Origin of the sequence: Actinocatenispora thailandica (genome assembly GCF_016865425.1) — a bacterium.
Taxonomy (GTDB): Bacteria; Actinomycetota; Actinomycetes; order Mycobacteriales; family Micromonosporaceae; genus Actinocatenispora; species Actinocatenispora thailandica.
The window spans coordinates 3,948,779-3,967,602 of sequence record NZ_AP023355.1; the positions used below are offsets into that span (position 1 = coordinate 3,948,779).

The 18,824-nt window shown below is 73.1% G+C and carries 15 protein-coding genes and 1 pseudogene; 1 reads left to right on the forward strand and 15 read right to left on the reverse strand.

Annotation, left to right across the window (positions count from 1 at the left end; translation table 11 throughout):
* Nucleotides 1-16: 16 nt before the first annotated feature.
* The 4 genes from Athai_RS17640 to prmC all read right to left on the reverse strand — a co-directional run bounded on the left by Athai_RS17640 (nt 17) and on the right by prmC (nt 2,862).
* Nucleotides 17-502, reverse strand: coding sequence for a hypothetical protein (locus tag Athai_RS17640; RefSeq protein ID WP_239157012.1), 486 nt, complete (start codon nt 500-502; stop codon nt 17-19).
* A 127-nt stretch (nt 503-629) separates the two neighbouring features.
* On the reverse strand, nt 630-1,256 hold the full coding sequence (locus tag Athai_RS17645; RefSeq protein WP_275422487.1) for an arsenate reductase/protein-tyrosine-phosphatase family protein: 627 nt from the start codon (nt 1,254-1,256) through the stop codon (nt 630-632).
* Between the two features lie 50 nt (nt 1,257-1,306).
* Entirely contained in the window at nt 1,307-1,978 is a 672-nt protein-coding gene (locus tag Athai_RS17650) for an L-threonylcarbamoyladenylate synthase (protein ID WP_203962491.1), read from the reverse strand.
* On the reverse strand, nt 1,957-2,862 hold the full coding sequence (prmC, locus tag Athai_RS17655; RefSeq protein ID WP_275422646.1) for a peptide chain release factor N(5)-glutamine methyltransferase: 906 nt from the start codon (nt 2,860-2,862) through the stop codon (nt 1,957-1,959). Before prmC ends, Athai_RS17650 begins: the two co-directional genes overlap by 22 nt.
* Nucleotides 2,863-2,953: 91 nt before the next feature.
* Between prmC and Athai_RS17660 the strand changes: the two genes are divergently transcribed.
* Nucleotides 2,954-4,483: a GGDEF domain-containing protein gene (locus Athai_RS17660; RefSeq protein WP_239157014.1), complete on the forward strand. Its 1,530-nt coding sequence runs from the start codon at nt 2,954-2,956 to the stop codon at nt 4,481-4,483.
* Between the two features lie 192 nt (nt 4,484-4,675).
* Here Athai_RS17660 and prfA read toward each other — a convergent pair.
* From prfA to thrB, 11 genes and pseudogenes are all read right to left on the reverse strand, one after another.
* Nucleotides 4,676-5,766: pseudogene (prfA, locus tag Athai_RS17665) on the reverse strand (peptide chain release factor 1).
* Nucleotides 5,767-5,872: 106 nt separating this feature from the next.
* Nucleotides 5,873-6,109, reverse strand: coding sequence for a 50S ribosomal protein L31 (gene rpmE, locus Athai_RS17670; RefSeq protein ID WP_203962492.1), 237 nt, complete (start codon nt 6,107-6,109; stop codon nt 5,873-5,875).
* Between the two features lie 141 nt (nt 6,110-6,250).
* Complete coding sequence (locus tag Athai_RS17675; protein ID WP_203962493.1) at nt 6,251-7,243, reverse strand: hypothetical protein; 993 nt, start codon at nt 7,241-7,243, stop codon at nt 6,251-6,253.
* Complete coding sequence (locus Athai_RS17680; RefSeq protein WP_203962494.1) at nt 7,240-7,575, reverse strand: PadR family transcriptional regulator; 336 nt, start codon at nt 7,573-7,575, stop codon at nt 7,240-7,242. Before Athai_RS17680 ends, Athai_RS17675 begins: the two co-directional genes overlap by 4 nt.
* A 106-nt stretch (nt 7,576-7,681) precedes the next feature.
* Nucleotides 7,682-10,555, reverse strand: a complete 2,874-nt coding sequence (locus Athai_RS17685) for a phosphodiester glycosidase family protein (protein ID WP_203962495.1) — start codon at nt 10,553-10,555, stop codon at nt 7,682-7,684.
* Nucleotides 10,513-11,082, reverse strand: coding sequence for a hypothetical protein (locus Athai_RS17690; RefSeq protein ID WP_203962496.1), 570 nt, complete (start codon nt 11,080-11,082; stop codon nt 10,513-10,515). The genes Athai_RS17685 and Athai_RS17690 overlap by 43 nt, the downstream gene beginning before the upstream one ends.
* Before the next feature lie 127 nt (nt 11,083-11,209).
* The gene (locus Athai_RS17695; RefSeq protein WP_420829789.1) at nt 11,210-12,250 is read right to left on the reverse strand and encodes a glucose 1-dehydrogenase; all 1,041 of its coding nucleotides are present in this window, start codon (nt 12,248-12,250) and stop codon (nt 11,210-11,212) included.
* 114 nt (nt 12,251-12,364) lie between these two features.
* The gene (locus Athai_RS17700) at nt 12,365-13,762 is read right to left on the reverse strand and encodes a sugar porter family MFS transporter (RefSeq protein WP_203962498.1); all 1,398 of its coding nucleotides are present in this window, start codon (nt 13,760-13,762) and stop codon (nt 12,365-12,367) included.
* A gap of 193 nt (nt 13,763-13,955) precedes the next feature.
* On the reverse strand, nt 13,956-14,885 hold the full coding sequence (locus Athai_RS17705; RefSeq protein WP_203962499.1) for an EamA family transporter: 930 nt from the start codon (nt 14,883-14,885) through the stop codon (nt 13,956-13,958).
* A 157-nt stretch (nt 14,886-15,042) separates the two neighbouring features.
* Complete coding sequence (gene rho / locus Athai_RS17710) at nt 15,043-17,064, reverse strand: transcription termination factor Rho (protein ID WP_203962500.1); 2,022 nt, start codon at nt 17,062-17,064, stop codon at nt 15,043-15,045.
* Nucleotides 17,065-17,794: 730 nt separating this feature from the next.
* Nucleotides 17,795-18,766: a homoserine kinase gene (thrB, locus tag Athai_RS17715; protein ID WP_203962501.1), complete on the reverse strand. Its 972-nt coding sequence runs from the start codon at nt 18,764-18,766 to the stop codon at nt 17,795-17,797.
* Nucleotides 18,767-18,824: the final 58 nt, after the last annotated feature.

Sequence of the window (18,824 nt, forward strand, 5' to 3'; positions counted from 1 at the left end):
TGGGACCAGGGGTTACTCAGCGGTTGGCGGTCGGCGCGGCCGAGGGGTCGGCGACCGGCTCCACGTATGGGATCTTGGCGTGCCACGTCCAGGCGGCCTGAGCCGCCGACCACGTTAGCGCAGCGGCGACGATCGCAAGGCCCATCGGCGCAAGCCCTAACCAGCCCGTTGCATTCAGCGCGATCATGAACGCGCCGAGAAACAGGAATTTGACCACATAAACGGTCAAGCCGACCGGCAGCACCAGCCGTGGGTTGACCCGGTCGGCCCAGGCGATGGCGAGGCTGGACAGCACGTAGCTGACCGCCACCAGCCCGACGCCGGCCGCGACCCCGGCCACCCCTATCGCGCCACGCAGCGGTGCCGCGATCGCGGCACCGACGACCAACAGCCCCGCCATCGCCAGCAGCGGCACCGGAAGGTGCCGCAGCCGGGGCAGTCGACTGCCGCCCGGTCCGGACAAACGCGCGGTGTTGCGGCCCGCCACCTCACTGGTCAGCACAATGCGGCCCAGCGTACCCGTCGGCCACCGCGGCACCGCTGCGCCGGGCTGCCGGGCGGACGAAGCTCACCACCGGAACCAGCCGCGCCGGCCGCCCGCCGCGGCCGACCGGAACGCCGCCGGATCCTCACCGGCCGGTGAGGATCCGGGCCAGCTTGCGCAGCGACAGCTCGATGTCGTCGGCGATGCGGTCGAAGAACCGGTCGCCCAGGCCCCACGGGTCGTCGAGATCGTCCTCCGGCCCCGGGCCGGCCCCGCCGCGTGCCTTGTTCGCGGCGGCCACCACCGCCACTCCCCTGGCCATGACCTGCTCCGGGGTCGGCGCCGCCGGCGGCAGCTGCGCCTGGTCGACCTCGTGCAGCAGCCGGCCGAACTCGCCGATGGTGAACGTGCGGTCGGCGGCGTCCGGCCGCAGCGCGGCCACGTAGCTGGCCTGCTCGCCGGTCGCGGTCAGGATCAGCTCGGACGAGTCGATGTGCTCGCCGTGCAGTTGCCGGGCGGTGAAGCCGGACGCGTCGCCGCCGCGCTCGGCGACCTGCCGGGCGGCCGGCGGGTTCATCTGCTCCCCGGCGTGCCAGCCACCGGTGCCCGCACTGTGGCTGTACAGCAGGGTTTCCGGCGGCGGGTCGGCCGGGCCGAGCAGGTCGGCCAGCCGGGCGGTCAGCAGCCGCTCCGCCATCGGCGAGCGGCAGATGTTGCCCATACACACGTGCAGCACCGAGAACGGTGGCTGCCTCACCTCGGAATCGGCCACGTCATCCTCCTGTCCTCGCACCGGCCCTCCATCCTGCCCACGGATCGCCGCTACGAGGCGGACACCGAGTCGGTCAGATCGGGCAGCAGGGTACGCAGCTCCGCCGGTGACACCGCGCCGGCCCGAATCAGCCGCGGCGGCGACGCCGCCAGATCGAGCACCGTCGAGGCCACCCCGCCGGTACTGGCACCGGCCTCCAGGTAGGTGGCCACCGCGTCGCCCAACTGGTCGCGGGCCTCGGCAGCGGTCGCCGCCGGCGCCACCCCGGTGCGGTTGGCGCTGGAGGTGGCGAGCGGGCCGGTCCGGCGGAGCAACTGCAGCGCGATCTCGTCGGCCGGCATCCGGACCCCGACGGTACCGCCGGTGTCGCCGATGTCCCAGGTCAGCTCCGGCGCGTGCGGCACCACGATGGTCAGCCCGCCCGGCCAGTACCGGTCGGCCAGCGCGTGCGCGACCGGGGGCGCGGCAGGCGCCAGCCGCGCGAGCTGCTCCGGCTCGGCGACCAGGACCGGCGGCGGCATGGCACGACCGCGGCCCTTCGCGGCGAGCAGCGCCCGCACCGCGGCGGGGTCGAACGCGTCGGCCGAGATCCCGTACACCGTGTCGGTGGGCAGGACCACCAGCCCGCCGGCGCGGATCGTGGCGGCAGCGGCGGCCAGTCCGGCGTCGCGGCCCTGGTCGGTGCGGCAGTCGTACAGCGTCACGAGGGTGCAGTCTTCCATCCCGGCGGCGCGTACCGCGCGGTGGAGTACCGGTCCCGGCCGGCCAGGTCGCGGTGGTCGGCGACCTCGGCGTACCCGGCGGCGACCAGCAGCGCCGGCACCGCGGCGCCGTGCGTGTCGTCGTGCTCGACGACCAGCGCACCGCCGGGCCGCAGCAGCCGGGCCGCCTGGCGGATCAACGGGCGGACCACCGCGAGACCGTCGGCCCCGCCGTACAGCGCGCGGTCCGGGTCGGCACCGGCCACGTCGGCCGGCAGCGGGGTGCCGGCCGGCACGTACGGCGGGTTGGTCAGCACCAGGTCGACGGTGCCGGACAGCTCCGGCAGCAGCGCGTCGTCGGTGGCGTCCGCGTCGACCACCCGTACCGCCGGGTCGCCGGCCGCGTGCCGGGCCCGCGCGTTGCGCCGCAGGTAGCCCAGCGCCGCCGGATCCTGCTCGACCGCGACCACCCGGGCGCCCGGCAGTTCGTTCGCCACGGCCAGGCCGAGCGCGCCGGAGCCCGCGCACAGGTCGACCACCAGCGGGTCGGGCCGGCCCAGCAGCGCCCGGCCGGCGTCGACCAGCAGCTCGGTCTCCGGCCGCGGCACGAACACGCCGGGCCCGACCGCGAGTTCCAGATGCCGGAACCAGGCCACCCCGGTCAGGTGCTGCAACGGGATGCCCGCGGCCCGCCGGGCGACCAGCGCGTCCAACTGGTCGCGGTCGGCCCGGCCGAGGTCGTCGAGCAGTGCCAACCGGCCCCGCGAGACCCCTAGGACGTGCGCGGCGAGCAGCTCGGCGTCGACCCGCGGACTGGCCACGCCGGCCGCCCCGAGAAGTCGGGCAGCGCTGGCCAGAACGACCCTTGCTGGCGTACGGTCTGGCGTATCCGGAGCGCTACCGATCCGGTCTTCTCGTTGCACGCATCCATCATCCACCTCGCTCGGCACGGGGCCGAGCGGCACGGCGCGATGGACAGCCGGGGGAGGTCGCAGCGTGGCATGGCCGAGTGCCGGATTGGCGGCGCGGGCCGACGACAGTCGAGACGAGGTGCGCCGGCTGATCCGAGCCGGCCGATCCGACGAGGCCGAACGGATCGTCGACCGGGTCCTCGGTGAGTCGCGTGACACCCCGACGCTGGCGTACGCGATCCTCGCCAAGATCGGATGCCTGATCAACCTCGGTCGGTACAACGAATGTCCCGCGGCGCTCGACCGGGCGTTCGAGCTGGTCCGGGACTACCCCGAACCGAGCCATCTGGGCGAGTTGCACGCGCACGCCGCGTACGTTGCCTACCTGGCCGGTTCGCTGGACCGCTGCGTGACCCACCTGGTGCGCAGCTCCCGGGCGCTGGGCATGGTGAACCGGCCGGTGGCGGAGGCCGCGGACGCCTGGATCGACCTCGCCACCACGTACTCGCTGATCGGGTTCCACGGGCACGCCCTCGGCGCGGTCGACCGGGGCCGCCGGATGGCGGCGGCGGCCGGGCTGCCCGGCGCCGAGTACGTGATCCCAGAGGTGCGGGTGCGTCTCGCGGTGTCGCTGGACCATCGCGGGGACGCCGAGGGCTGCACCCGGATCCTGCGCGACGTGCTCGCCCAGCTGCCCGCCGTGCCGCAGCAGGCGCAGGCGCAGCTACCCGAGATGGACCGGCCCTACGTCGGGTACGCGCTGGCCCGGCTCAGCGCGTTCGGCGAACCGGCGCCGATGCCGGCGTACCCGTGGCTCGGCGAGCCGCGCAGCCAGGACCCGCTGGTCGGTGACCTGCGCGCGCTCGGCGCCGTCTGCCTGGACATCGCCGACGGTCGGCCGGAACAGGCGGTCGTCCGGCTGGAACGCATCAGCGTGGACGCCCGGACCCTCGGCGCGTCCGAGCCACCGCGGCTGCGCGCCCTGGCGTACGCGGCGGCCGGCGACCACGCGGCGGCCAACCGGGCCGACCGGGAGGCGTTCCGGCTCACCGCGCAGGCCATCGACCGGCTGCGCGACCTGTTCATCGACGGGGTCGAAGCGCGGCTGGACCACGACGACCTGCGCGCCACGGTGGCCCGCTACGCCGACGAGGCGCTCACCGACCCGCTCACCGGCCTGCCGAACCGGCGGCACCTGGAGCAGCACGTCGCGGCGATGGCCGACCGCAGCGAACGCGGCGTGATCGGCGTGCTCGACCTCGACTCGTTCAAGGCGGTCAACACCGTGCATGGCCACCTCACCGGCGACGCGGTACTGCAGCGCGCCGCCGGGCTGCTCGCCCGGGTGATGCGCCGCGGCGACTTCGTCGCCCGGTACGGCGGGGACGAGTTCGTGGTGGTGCTGCCCGGCGCGCAGCTGCCCGAGGCGTACGAGGTGGGCAACCGGGTGGTCGGCGCTTTCCGCAACGAGGACTGGGACGCGCTGGTGCCCGGCACCCCGATCACCGTCAGCATCGGCTGGGCCGAACTCGACCTGCGCTCCGGCGTCCAGAACGGCTTCGAGCTGGCCGACCGAGCCATGTACGCCGCCAAGCACGCCGCCCGCGCCTCCTGATGGTGGCGCTGCGGCCGGCCCGGCGCCGACGCCGGAAGACTCCGCCAGAAGGGGTTCGACGTCTCCGCGAGAGGACGTGAGCGAGGCCGGATCCAGGCGTCGGCTGGCAAGCCGAGACGCGGCGCCGTGTGCGAACGCACACAAGCCGCGGATCGGCGCCGCCAGCCGACGCCTGGGCCGGCCGCAGCGTCCCTACCGGTGCAGTTCGGTGCCGGTGAGTCGGGCGGCGCGGTCGGCTTCGGCGAGGGCGTCCAGGACCGCGTCCAGGTCACCGTCGAGCACCTGGTCGAGGTTGTAGGCGGTGAAACCGATCCGATGGTCGGTGATCCGGCTCTGCGGGAAGTTGTAGGTGCGGATCCGCTCCGAGCGGTCGACCGTGCGCACCTGCGAGCGGCGGGCGTCCGACGCCGCGGCGTCGGCCTCCTCCTGCGCGGCGGCGAGCAGCCGGGCCCGCAGGATCCGCAGCGCCTGCTCCTTGTTCTGCAGTTGCGACTTCTCGTTCTGGCAGGACACCACGATGCCGGTGGGCAGGTGCGTGATGCGCACCGCGGAGTCGGTGGTGTTGACCGACTGGCCACCCGGGCCGGACGAGCGGTACACGTCGATGCGCAGGTCGTTCGGGTCGATCGTGACGTCGACGTCCTCCGCCTCGGGCAGCACCAGAACGCCGGCCGCCGAGGTGTGGATGCGGCCCTGCGACTCGGTCACCGGCACCCGCTGGACCCGGTGCACGCCGCCCTCGAACTTGAGCCGGGCCCAGACGCCGATCCCGCCCTCGGGATGCCCTTGGTCTTGATCGCGACGGAGATGTCCTTGTACCCGCCGAGGTCGGTCTCCTCGGCGTCGATCACCTCGGCGACCCAGCCGTGCCGTTCGGCGTAACGCAGGTACATCCGGAGCAGGTCACCGGCGAACAGCGCCGACTCGTCGCCGCCCTCCCCCGCCTTGACCTCCAGGATCACGTCCTTGCCGTCGTTGGGGTCGCGGGGCGCGAGCAGCTCGGCGAGCCGCTCCTCCAGCTTGGGCACCATCGTGGCCAGCGCGTCGACCTCCGGCGCGAACGACGCGTCCTCGGCGGCCAGTTCGGTGGCGGCGGCGAGGTCGGCGCGGGCGGTGTCCAGCTCACCGGCGGTGCGCACGATCGGGCCGAGTTCCGCGTAGCGCCGGCCCACCCGGCGCGCCTCGCCCGGATCGGCGTGCAGCGCCGGGTCGGCCAACCGCTGCTCCAGCTGCTCGTACTCGCCGCGCAGCTCGCCGAGCCGGTCACCACCGGGCGTGTCCATCGCTCCCCCTCATCGACCGGGGCCGGGTCGAACGGCCCCACGGGCAGACGAAACGGCGCCCACCGGCCGATCCGGGCGGATCGGGCGGCGGGCGCCGTCGTGGTCGCTACTTGCCGGCCTTCTTGGCCTGCGCCTCGCGCACCTTCGCGTACTTCTGCTGGAACTTGGCGACCCGGCCGCCGGTGTCCAGAATGCGCTGCTTGCCGGTGTAGAACGGGTGGCAGGCGTTGCACGTCTCGACGTGAATCGAGCCGCCGGACGCGGTGCTGCGCGTGGTGAACGAGTTGCCGCAGGAACAGGTCACCTCGGTCGCCTGGTACTGCGGGTGAATGCCGGTCTTCATGGGGGTCCTCTCCTGGTAGGTCGCCGGGTCGCCGGGCGCTTCTCGCCGCGGCGTGAACCGGAACCTCAAACGGGCCGTCGTACCAGTGTGGCATGCGTCCTGCACGACCACACCGCCTGGGTAACGCCCGCACCCCGCCGGTTATGCCCGCCCGTGCAGGTCTGCCTCGGCGGCGCGGCCGAGCCGGACCAGTTCGGCGAGCCGGTCGAGCGCCGCCAACGCCAGTACTCCCACTCCGAACGTCATGACCGCCGCCAGCATCGCGGCGGCCAGCCGTAGTACCGATTCGGCGAGGCTGGTGGCCGGCGGCGTCCACCCGACCGGACCCACCGCGAGTCGGGCCGCCCACGCCGGTGCCAGCAGGACCGCCACCCGAGCGGTCACCGTGAGCCCCGCCCGTCGGGTCACCATGATCACCACGAGGACCGTCAGCAGCACCAGCACGGCCACCACGTATCCGTCCTCCCTGAAACCCGACGGCAGGACGAAGAGGCCGACCTGTATCGGCCTGCGCACGACCGCTGCCACCAGCAGCAGGACCGCAACGGCGAGCCCGCGCCGAATCCCCAGCGGCCGGGCCCGCGCCGCCGACTTACCGACCGCGCAACCGAGCGTGGCGACGAGCCCGAGCAGGGCGACGTACCAACTCGACAGTGCGAGCATCGGCTCCACACCGAGCAGGGTGTCGGCCGCGACGAGGGCGGTCAGCATCCCCGCGATCGCTGCCGCCGGCCACCGCAGCCCGACCAGGGACAGGGCGAGCGGTACCAGCCAGACGCCGCAGCTGGCCACGATCAGCACCAGCGCCAGTCGCCAGTGCGGCGCACCGCCCGTCGCGGTGGCCAGGATCGCCAGCGTGGGCAGGGCACGAACGGCGAGCAGCAGGCACGCGAGATGAGCGGCGAGCGGGGCGGCGCGGCGCCAGGCGGCGCCGGACAGCCAACGGCCGGTCCCCCGAGCGCGGGCGGTGAGCGCGCCGGCCAGCAGGTCGAGCACGGTCGCGAGCGGCGGGCGGTCCCGGCCCGGTTCGGTGTCGGCCAGCAGCACGGTGACCATCTCGTCCGCGTACTCCCGGCGGTGCGCGGCCGGATAGAGCGCGAGCAGCCGGCGGTACCGCGACTCCAGCGGGGTCATGCGGTCCCTCCCGCGAGGTGGCCGAGGCGGCGGGTGGCGGCATCGGCGTGCCGGCGCATCCGGGCCGCGTCGGCGGCCAGGCGTCGGGCGCCGACGGCCGTGATGCGGTAGTAGCGGCGCAGCCGGGTCTGCACCACCTCCTCGCGGTCGACCTCGATCAGGCCGTCGGCGCGCAGCCGGTCGAGCGCCGCGTACAGGGTGCCGGCGCGCAGCCGGACCGCCCCGTCGGAGATGCGGGCGACCTCCTCGATGATCGCGTAGCCGTGCCGGGGCTCGTCGGTGAGCGCGGTCAGGATCAGAAACGTCGGTTCGCGCAGTGGCGCCTCGTTCATCCCTGCACTATATACCGATAAACGTCATATGCAATGTGGGAGACTCATCGGTCCCGACGAAGGGCCGAGGCGTACGCCCCGGCCCTTCGAACGCGAACCCGGTCGGTCAGCCGACCGTGATGGTCACCGTGTCGCGTACCCCGTTGACGTCGACGGTCAGCGTGGCGGTGCCGCGGCGCAGCCCGGTCAGCGTGCCGGACACCGGGTCGTAGGCGACGACGTCGTGCCGACCGTGCCGTCGACCCAACCGGACGCCACGCGAACCCGTCCAGTCGGCGCTCACCGGGTACGCCACCGGCACCGTGGTGCCCTGCTGGGTCAGCGTCGCCGACGCCTTCCCCTGCGCGCCGACCGCGAGGCTCGACGGCGCGGTGAGCGTCACGGTGTCGGTCTGCGGCCGGATCCGGGCGGCGAGCCAGTCAGACGGCCCGGCACCGTACGGGTTCGCCCGGCGCGACGCCTGCTCGTGCGCGGAGACCGGGTTCACCCCGAACTCGGTCCAGCCGACGAAACCGCCCTGGTCGGCCGGCGCCGCCGGGTTCTTGCCCGAGTTGCCGTTGATCACGTACGGCACCCCGTCCACGTGCGAGGCGTGGAACACGCCGACGTGCCCGCTGACCAGGCCGACGCCCTTGCCGGTACGGCGGCCGAAGTCGGCCAGCCAGGACTCGACCAGCGCCGCCTCCTTGCGGTCGGACAGCTGGCTGCCCTGCTGCGGCAGCGGATCCCGCGGCGGTACGTGCTCGACCAGCATCACCGAGGACACCGACCGGTCGGCGGCCGCCGCGTCCAGTTGCCTGCGCAGCAGCTCGACCTGGTCGAAGCCGCCGCCGCGGATGCTCAGGCTGGAGGTGTCCAGCGTGATGAACCGGGTACCCCGGTGGTCGAACACCTGCTGGGCGGGGCCGAACTCGGCGGTGAAGTTGCCGATCTTGCCGCCCATCACCTCGTGGTTGCCCGGTACGTAGTACCAGGGGACGGCGTCGCCGAGCTCCTCGGTGAGCAGCTGGTGGGCGAACTTCAGGTCCGCCGGCGATCCCTCGTCGACCAGGTCACCGTCGATGATCAGGAAATCCGGCTTCGCGGCGCGGATCTCGCGCAGCGTTCGGCGGGCCGACGCGACGATCTCGGAATCCGGGTCGCGGGCGACGAACTGCGCGTCGGACATCACCGCGAAGCGCCACTGCCGGCCGGCGAGCGTACCGTTCTGGATCACCACCGGGTCGCGCACGGTCTGCGCCGCCGGGGTGTCCACCGCCGGCGGTACCTTCGCCACCAGGTCGTCGAGCATCAGCGACCCCTGGTACTGGGTGTCCGCGCGGGTCTCGGCGACGTAGAACCGGTTGAGCGTCAACGGGTACGCGACGCCCGCCGGCACCGGAATCTCCACGTACTTCCAGCCGGTCCAGGTCAGGTAGTCGCCGCGCAGCAGCTGGTGGGTGCCCTGCGCGTCGATGAAGTCCAGCGTCGGCCACTCGCCGTGCCCGTTGCCGTACAACCACATCCCGAACGCCTGTGGTTGGCCCGGCACCGTGATCGGGGTCGGCGGCTTGGCGTACGCGGCCCGGGTGCCGGTCGACTTCGTGAAGTCGTAGCTCATCGACAGCGCGGTACCGGTGTGCCCGTCCGCGGCGGCCGACAGCGAACCGGTCGCGCGGGCGGCGCTGAAGCTCCACTGTGCCGCGTCGTCGAAGTTCGCGACCGGCTCGTCGGTGAGCCCGACGGTCACCGGTACCTGGGTGGCGAACCGTCCGACGTGCACGGTCACCAGGGTGGAACCGGTGTCCCGCTTGGCCTTGACGGTGAAGTTGCCGTCCGCATCGGTGCCGATCGACAGCAGCGAGTGGTCGTAGTCGAGGGTGGCGTCGGGCGGCTCGATCGGCGCGGTGTAGCCGGACGCGTCGTACCCGACGACGCCGAAGTCACCGGTCGCCGAGCCGTCCGCGAGGCCCACCCGGGCGGTGTCCGAGCCGATCCGGTCCAGCGGGCCGAGCACGTGCAGTGTCACCTTTCCTCGGGCGGTACCGCGGTGTGCGGTCACCGTCACGGTGCCGGGATGCCGGGCGTGGAAGACGCCGGCGCGGTCGACGCCGCCGACCGTACCGGGCACGGCGAGCCAGGCGGGGGTGCCCCGGGCCGGGCCGTACGTCTCGTCGTAGCCGGCGGCGGACAGCCGGCGGGTCAGGCCGGGGAAGACCCGGTCCGGGTGGCCGCCGGGCTGCGGGTCGACGGTCGGCGCGTGCTCCGGATCGGCCTTCGTGGTGACCCAGAACCCGGTCAGCCGGCCGGATCCGGCCGGTGCGGTGATCGCGAGGCCGTTGGCCACCGGCCGCTCCGAACCGTCCGACGGGCTGTTCTCCAGCGCGAGGTCGGTGCTGCCCACCTTGCGGGCGAACAGCGTCGAGGAGCCGCCGCCGTCGATGTTGATCGCGTTGTAGGCGCCCAGCTCCTTCATCATCTTCGCGAGTTCCGCGACGTAGATGCCGGCGCTGTCGGTCTGCTTGCCGTCGACGGTCAGCAGGTACATCTTGGAGCCGTCCCGGTTGAACCCGACAGCGCCGCGCGCCGCGTACTGGTCGTCCGGCGGCGACTGCACCGCGCCGTCCTTGATCAGGATCTGGTTGCCGCCGATCGCGGTGCGCAGCGTCGAGCCGTCGCTGGTGCGCGGCGAGTACGACACCGCGACCGGGTCGCCGACCTGCAGCGCCCGCAGCGAGTCGGCCCCGGCCTCCCGGCCGACCAGCACGTAGTCGCCCTTGGCGATGGTGCCGGCGCCGGGCGCGGTGGCCGCCGCCGCGACGTGGCCGTCGTGCACGGTGACCTCGGCGGTGTCCGAGGAAGCCTGCACCGGCCGGGTGCGCGACATCGCACCCCAGGCGCTGGTGTACTCGCCGATCCCGTCCTTGCCGATCCGGGTTCCGTTGTACTGCGCCAGTTTCACCGTGCCGGACGGCAGGGTGAGGGTGCCGTCGAAGTACACCTGAAGGATGCGGCCGGCGCCGTTCGCGTCGATGCCGACCGCGTTGTGCCAGTCGTCGTTGGGCGACTTGACCAGTGCCCCGCCGGAGATGCCGACGCCTTCGGGGCACCGGTGTCGTTGATGTCGAAGAAGTCGCCGTTGATCGCGGCGACCGCGCGTGGCTGCGCCTTCACCTGCTCGCGGATCGTCTGGTCGCTCGCGACCGGGTCCGCGGACAGGTAGTCGACGCCGTTGCCGCCGGACAGGTCCACCGACAGCGACTGCGCGCGCAGCCAGCCCTCCGACTCGTACCGGTCGAACGAGGAGAGCGTGACGCCCGGTGCGACCGGGCGGGTGGTGCGGTTGATCTCGACCGAGTTCGGCAGCGTGTCGGTGGCCGCGACGGTGCGGACCGGTGGCGCCGAGCGGGCGGGCTGGGTCAGGCCGGGCGCGGTGAGCCCGAGTGCGATGGTCGAGGCCACCGCGAGCGCGGCGATCCCGCGCCGCCGCCGCGATGGCCTGACCACGGGTGTCCCGGGGACGGACACGATGACTCCTACAGGTCACTGCCGGCACCGGGTCGTGCCGGCGAAGTGCCCAGTCAATCGCACCCGGATGACTTTCTACAAGACCACACCGTGACGTGGAGGAAAACTCCAACCACTCCCGGCGCGATCAGGACAGGTCGACGACCACCTTGACGTCGTCGGGCTGGCGGGTCAGGGCGTCCGGCCAGGAGGCGACCGGGACCCGGCGCGAGATCAGCCGCTCCAGCCAGCGGACGTCCGCGTTCCCCAGCGCGGTCGCCGCCTGCTCGTAGTGCGACCGGTTCGCGTTCACCGAACCGACGATCGCGTCGTTGCCCATCACCATCCGCGCGTTCAGCTCGTCCGCGCCGACCGCGATGTCCCGGGTACCCGACGAGATGCCGGTCAGGCAGATCGCCGCGTTCGGCGCGGTCATCTCGCTGATCGCGAACACCAGCGCACCGACACCCGTCGCCTCCACCACCGCGTCCGGGGCCAGCTTGAGATCCGCCAGCTCACCCGAGTGGTAGGTCGCCCCGAGGTCGGCCACCAGCTGCGGTTTCGGCCCGTCGGAGACCCGGTCGTACACGTGCGTGTCGTAGCCGCGCTGCACCGCGAGCAACGCCGCCAGCAGCCCGATCGGGCCGGCGCCGGTGATCAGCGCGACCGGATCGGGCTGGCTGGGCACCCGGGCCTGGATCAGGTCGATCTGCTCCCAGGCCTTCGCCACCACGGTGGTGGGCTCCAGCAGCACGCCGGTGGTGGCGAGACTGTCCGCGAGCCGCACCGCGAACCTCGCCGGCACCCGCCAGCGCTGCGCACCGTAGCCGTCCGCACCCTTGATGCCGCGCTCCACGTAGTCGCCGGTGCGGCAGTAGTCCCACAGCCCGGCCCGGCAGCAGTCGCAGTCGTCCGGCCGGCGAACGATGCCCACCACCAGGTCACCTTCGCGCAGCCCCGAGTCGGCCGGCGCCGCCAGCACCCGGCCCAGCGACTCGTGCCCGATCACCAGGTCGGAGCGGTCCGCCGGCGGCGCGCCGTGGGCACCGGCGACCACCTCGTGGTCGGTGCCGCAGATTCCCACCGCGAGCCCCTGCACGAGCACGTCGCCATCGGCCGGCGCCGGCTCCTCGCGCTCGGTCGCGGCGGCACTGTCCGGCTGTCCCGGCACCACGGTCATCGCTAGCACGCCTCTGCCTCCCGACGGACTGTCTCGACCCCGACCGCTCCACCGTACGGCGAGCCCGCCGCCACCGCAGGTCCGTTCGTCCACTCGGGACGGTGCGGGCGGCCGGCGGCCGGTTCAGGCGGGCTGCTCCCCGGCGGCACGACGGGTACGGCGCCCGAAACGCCGCTGCAGTGCCTCGTCGATCTGCCCGGCGTCCCGATCCCTGGTCTCCGGCACGTACCGGCCGACGAACCACAGCGCCACCGCGCAGATCGCCGCGAAGATCCAGAACGTCTGGCCCTGCCCGAGAGCGTTCGCCACCGGCAGGAACAGCAGGCTGACCACGAAGTTCGAGCCCCAGTTGACCGTCGTGGAGGCGCTGGAGCCCACCGCCCGGGCCGACGGCGGGAAGATCTCCCCGATCAGTACCCAGAAGACCGGGCCCATCCCGCCGGCGAACAGCGCGATGTAGCCGACCATGAACACCAGGGTGAGGATCGAGTTGAGGCCGGCGACGAACGCCAGCCCCAGCAACGCCATCGTCACCGTCATCCCGGTCAGCGAGAACAGCAGCAGCACCCGGCGGCCCACCCGGTCGATCAGCTTGATCGCCACCAGCGTCATCACCAGGTTGATCAGGCCGATCGCCACCGAGTACAGGATGGAGTTGCCGGCGGTCAGGCCGGTCTCCTTCATGATCGTCGGGGCGTAGTAGATGATCGTGTTGATCCCACCGAACTGCTGCGCCGCGGCCAGGGTCAACCCCACCACCAGCGCGGGCCGCACCCGCGCGGACCGCAACAGCCGCCAACCGCGTTGCGCCGGCCGGTCCGCCTCCCACTGCTGCCGACGGCGCCGGCGCTCGTCGATCAGCTTGTCCGCGGTCGCCTCGTTGGTCAGCGACACGACCAGCGCCCGCGCCTTGTCCAGCTGCCCGTGGGTGCCCTGCCACTCCGGCGACTCGGGCAGCAGGAACGCAGCCGCCAGCACCATCAGCAGCGCCGGTACCGCGCCGACGGCGAACATCCCGCGCCACAGCCCGCCGGACGAGAACGCCAGGTTGACGAAGTACGCGACGAGGATGCCGATCGTGATCAGCAGCTGGTTGAGGGTCAGGACCCGACCGCGGATCTCGGTCGGGGACAGCTCGGACAGGTACACCGGTACCGTCGACGACGCCGAGCCGACCGCGAGGCCCAACACGAGCCGCGCCACCAGCAGCATCGGGAAGTCGGCGGCGAACACCGCGATCGCGGTACCGACGATGAACACCGCGCCTTCCAGACCGAACGTCGCCCGGCGGCCGATCCGGTCCGCGACCCGCCCGGCGAGCAGCGCACCGGCCATCGCCCCCAGCAGCAGGACGCTGACCACGCTGCCCTGCTGCGCCGCGGTCAACCGGAAGTCCGGCGTGATGTACAGCAGCGCACCGGAGATGACACCGGTGTCGTAACCGAACAGGAAGCCACCGACGGCGACCAGTACCGCCCAGCGCCAGATCCGCCGCAGGCTGGCCCGCGGTACCTCGCTCATCGGCCCTTCGGTGCCTGGTTCCCGGGAGAATCCCTGCATCTGGCCGCTCCCCGTCCCCGGACGCGGCATTCGAACCGCCACGTCACCCCAGCCCCCACGCGCGGGTACGCGCCCCCACACGTTACTGGCCGTGACCGAAGATCCGGGTCAAAACCGGCACTCGTCGCCCGCGGTCGACACCCGTCCGGGTCGGTCAGTCCTCCCCGACTCCGGCAGAACGGCGGCCACCGCCCCGCGTCGCGCCGATGCTCGCCACGATCACGCACCCGATCGCCACCCACTGCCGCACCCGGAGCAGCTCGCCCAGCGCGACCAGCCCGACCAGCGCGGCGACCGCCGGCTCCAGGCTCATCAGGATGCTGAACACCCGCGGCGGCATCCGCCGCAACGCCTCCAGCTCCAGCGCGTACGGCAGGGCCGAGGACAGCACGCCCACCCCGGCACCGAGCGCCAGCAGCTTCGGGTCCAGGAACGCGGCACCACCCTGCGCGATCCCGAGCGGCGCGGCGGCCACCGCGCCCACCGCCATCGCCACCGCGAGCCCGCCGGTACCGGGAAAGCGGCGGCCGGTCTGCGCGGAACAGACGATGTAGGCGGCCCACGCTGCCGCGGCCAGCAGCGCGAACCCGATGCCCAGCGCGTCGACACCACCGCCGCCCTCGGCGAGCAGCAGCACGCCGGCGCCGGCGAGCGCCACCCAGGCCAGATCCCGTACCCGCCGCGACCCGACCACCGCCACCACCAGCGGGCCGAGGAACTCGACGGTGACCGCCACGCCCAGCGGGATGCGCGCCATCGACTGGTAGATGGCGGAGTTCATCACCGCCATCGTCAGCCCGAACACCGCCACCATGGCCAGGTCGGCGCGGCTGTGGCCGCGCAGGCTGGGGCGCGCCACGCAGAGCAGCACGGTGGCCGCGGCCAGCAGCCGTACCGCCACCACCGCGCTCGGCGGGAACACCCCGAACAGGTTCTTCGCCAGCGCCGCGCCCAGCTGGATGGACACGATGCCGAGCAGAATCAGCATCGTCGGCGGCACCGCGCCGACCGCCGAGCGGGCCAGCCGGGTCGGCGAGGCGGCACCACCCGCCCCCGGCAGCCCGGTACTGACCCGCACGCTCATGTGCTCCAGCCTGCCGGATCCGACGCCGGCGCGCGGGGCGGGACGCCGGGTCGTGGCCGACCCCACGCTCGCCCGCCACATGCTGGGACGCCCGGACGCGCCGCGGCCCGCCACCGGTACCGGTGGCGGGCCGCGGGTGCACGCTGTCCGAGGGCTGCTACTCCCCCGGCGTCGACTTCTGGATCTGCATCAGGAACTCGACGTTGGTCTTCGTCTTCTTCATCTGGTCGAGCAGCAGGTCGATCGCCTGCTGCGGGTCGAGTGCGTGCAGCACCCGGCGCAGCTTGTGCACGATCGCCAGCTCGTCCGGCGCCAGCAGGATCTCCTCGCGCCGGGTGCTGGAGGCGTTCACGTCGACAGCGGGGAAGATCCGCTTGTCGGCGATCTTGCGGTCCAGCTTCAGCTCCGAGTTACCGGTGCCCTTGAACTCCTCGAAGATGACCGTGTCCATCACCGAGCCGGTCTCCACCAGCGCGGTGGCGAGGATGGTCAGCGAGCCGCCGTTCTCGATGTTGCGGGCCGCACCCAGGAACCGCTTCGGCGGGTACAGCGCGGTCGAGTCCAGACCGCCGGACATGATGCGCCCGGACGCCGGCGCGGCCAGGTTGTACGACCGGCCGAGGCGGGTGATCGAGTCGAGCAGCACGACCACGTCGTGACCCAGCTCCACCATCCGCTTGGCGCGCTCGATGGACAGCTCGGCGACCGTGGTGTGGTCCGACGGCGGGCGGTCGAACGTGGCCGCGATGACCTCGCCCTTCACCGACCGCTGCATGTCGGTGACCTCTTCCGGCCGCTCGTCCACCAGCACCACCATCAGCAGCGCTTCCGGGTTGTTGGTGGTGATGCCGTTCGCGATCGCCTGCAGCACCATCGTCTTGCCGGCCTTCGGCGGGCTCATGATGAGCGCCCGCTGGCCCTTACCGATCGGGGTGATCAGGTCGATGATGCGGGTGGTGAAGATGTTCGGCTCGGTCTCCAGCCGCAACCGCTCCTGCGGGTACAGCGGGGTGAGCTTGTAGAACTCCGGGCGCCGCTTCGACTCCTCGGGGTCCATCCCGTTGATGGTGTCCAGCCGCACCAGCGGGTTGTACTTGTCGCGGCGCTGCTCGCCCTCCCGGGGCTGGCGCACCGCACCGGTCACCGCATCGCCGCGCCGCAGGCCGTACTTGCGGATCTGCGAGTTGGAGACGTAGACGTCGTTCGGGCCGGCCAGGTAGCCGCTGGTGCGGATGAACGCGTAGTTGTCCAGCACGTCGACGATGCCGGCGACCGGCAGCAACACGTCGTCCTCGGACAGCTGCGGTTCGTTCTCGCCGCCACGCTCGCGGCCACTGCCGCCGCGCCGGCGGTCCCGGAACCGGCGGCCCCGGCGGCGGCCGCTGCCGTCACCGTCGTCGTCGTGTCGGCCGCCGCGGTCGTTGCCGCCGCGGTCGTTCTGGTGCCGGTCGTTGCGCGGCCGGTCGTTGCCCCGGTCGGCTCGGTTGCCGCCATCGCGACCGGACTGGTCGCCGCGGTTGCCGTCGCGACCGGACTGGTCGCCGCGGTTGCCGTCGCCCCGGCCGCTCTCGCCCCGGTTGCCGTCGCGACCGGACTGGTCGCCCCGGTTGCCGTCGCCCCGGGCGCTCTCGCCCCGGTTGCCGTCGCGACCGGACTGCTCGCCGCGGGCCGGCTGCTCGGCCCGGTCGCCGCGAGGCTGGTCGGCGCGGTCGGCCTGGGCCGCGCGCTCGGGCTGGGCGGCCGAGTCGGTCGCCTTGGTGTCCCGCTCGCCGCGCGAGTCGGGCGCACCGGCGGACCGGCTGGCCCGCTGACGCGTGCGGCCACCGGTGCCGGTGGACGCCGAGTCCGCGGTACCCGGCAGTGCCTGCTGGTCGGCCATGGCCACCTCCGGCTGGGTCGCGCCGGTCGTCCGCTCCGCCTGGCGCGGCACCCGGCTCTCGGCGGCGGCTGCGCCACCGCCCTGCTTCTCCTGGATGGCGGCGATCAGCTCGCCCTTCCGCATCCGGCCAGTACCCGATATGCCGAGCGACGAAGCCAGGGTCTGCAGTTCCGACAGGAGCATGGCCGACAGGCCGGTGCCGGAGCGCCGACGCCGAGCGGTGCCGGTACCGGTCGAAGCCCGACCGGCGTCCGCACTCGCCTCGGCGGAACCCGACTTCAGGTCGGTGGTGTCGCTCAATGGATTCCTTCCCTCGTTCTGACCGGGCCTCGGCGGTGGTGCTGTCGTCTCACACCGAGCCTCGGGTGCACCTTCGTCGCTCGCGTCGAAGGTTGGTACTGCCCTGGTGGCCGAACCGGTTCCGCGTGCGGGACCGGACCTGCCGCCATGATGAACCGCGGGTGCGACACCTCCCAGCTCGCAGCCCCGGCCCGCGACCGGCCCTGCGGGTACGTGCCACCGGCGGAAGGTCGCCGGGGAAGCACCGCTTGGCGCCGAAACCGTCCCCCCGACCGAACCTGTCCCGCCACCACCACCGGCCCGCGCGGCCGGATCGCACGCGTTCCGAGTCGCACTGCATTCCGCATCGCGCTGCGTTCCGATCCACAGGGACCGCTGGCTTTGGGGAGGAACCGGACCATCGGGAGTCTGTCTCTCGGGAAGCCCGCCCGGTGGGATCGGCTTCGCGGCGGTCGACTGTTCAGATGCATTGATCTGCACAGATGCACTGCCGACAAAGAACGTGTCCTTGGGGAGCACTTGCCCGGGGAGATCGCGACGGGCGGCTGTACCACCGTTGAGCGTAGTCGCCGGTGCCTACCTGGGGCAACAACATCCGGGTGGGATGTGTTCCCGTGTGTCGCCCGCCGCGCCTGGCTGGCCGCGACGACGCCACCGCAGCGGACACCGCCGACGATCACGTGGACGCGACGCACGGCGCCGAACGCCGGCCTCCCGACCACGGGACCTCTCAGTTGCAAACTCTAGCGCCTGTCGCATCGACCGCGAGCGGCAGTGTCACAAATCCCGGACCGAACTCCGTAACGGCCTCACCGAGACGCTCCTGACCTGCGGAAACATCTCCACTGAGGAGGGCCAGAACGGTCGGTCCGGCGCCGGAGAGCACGGCCGGGAGACCCGCCGTACGCAAGGCGCCGACCAGGGCCAGGCTCGCCGGCATCGCCGGCTCGCGGTAGCGCTGGTGCAGCCGGTCCTCGGTGGCCGGCAGCAGCAGCTCCGGCGCCGCGGTGAGCGCGTGCACCAGCAGCGCCGCCCGGCCGGCGGTGGCCGCCGCGTCGGCGTGCGGGACCTGCGCCGGCAGCAACGCACGAGCCTGCGCGGTGCGCCCCTGCACCGCCGGGATCAGCGCCACCGGGTGCAGGTCGGCGACCGGATCCAGCCGTACCGCGTGGGCGGTGCCGGCGTCGTCGATCCAGGCGATGGTGGCCCCGCCGTAAAGGCACGGCGCGACGTTGTCCGGGTGCCCCTCGGCTGCCGCGGCCCAGCGCAGCGCGGTCTCGGTCGGCAGCGCGGTACCGGCGAGCGCGGCGCCGAGCAGGATGCCGGCGACGATCGCCGCGGACGAGGAGCCGAGACCGCGGGCGTGCGGGATCCGGTTGGTACAGCGCAGCTCCAGTCCCCGCGGCCGGCCGCCGAGGCGGTCCAGGGTGGTGAGCGCCGTCGCCGCGACGAGGTGGCTGTCGTCGGTCGGTACCGCGCCGGCGCCCTCGCCGGTGGCGACGACCCGGACGCCGTCACCGCTCGCGCGGGCGGCGACCTCGTCGTAGCGGGCGAGCGAGAGACCGAGGGCGTCGAAGCCGGGGCCGAGATTGGCGCTGGTGGCCGGCACCCGGACGCGCACCCACCCGTCGCCCGCGGGCAGGTCGCCGTCGCGCTGGCCCTGGTCGGGGCGGTCCGGGCCGGGCGGTTGCTGGTCGCGCATGGGGTCATCTCACCATCGCGGCGCCGAGGTGGCGACGACGCCCCGGGCGTGTCCCACG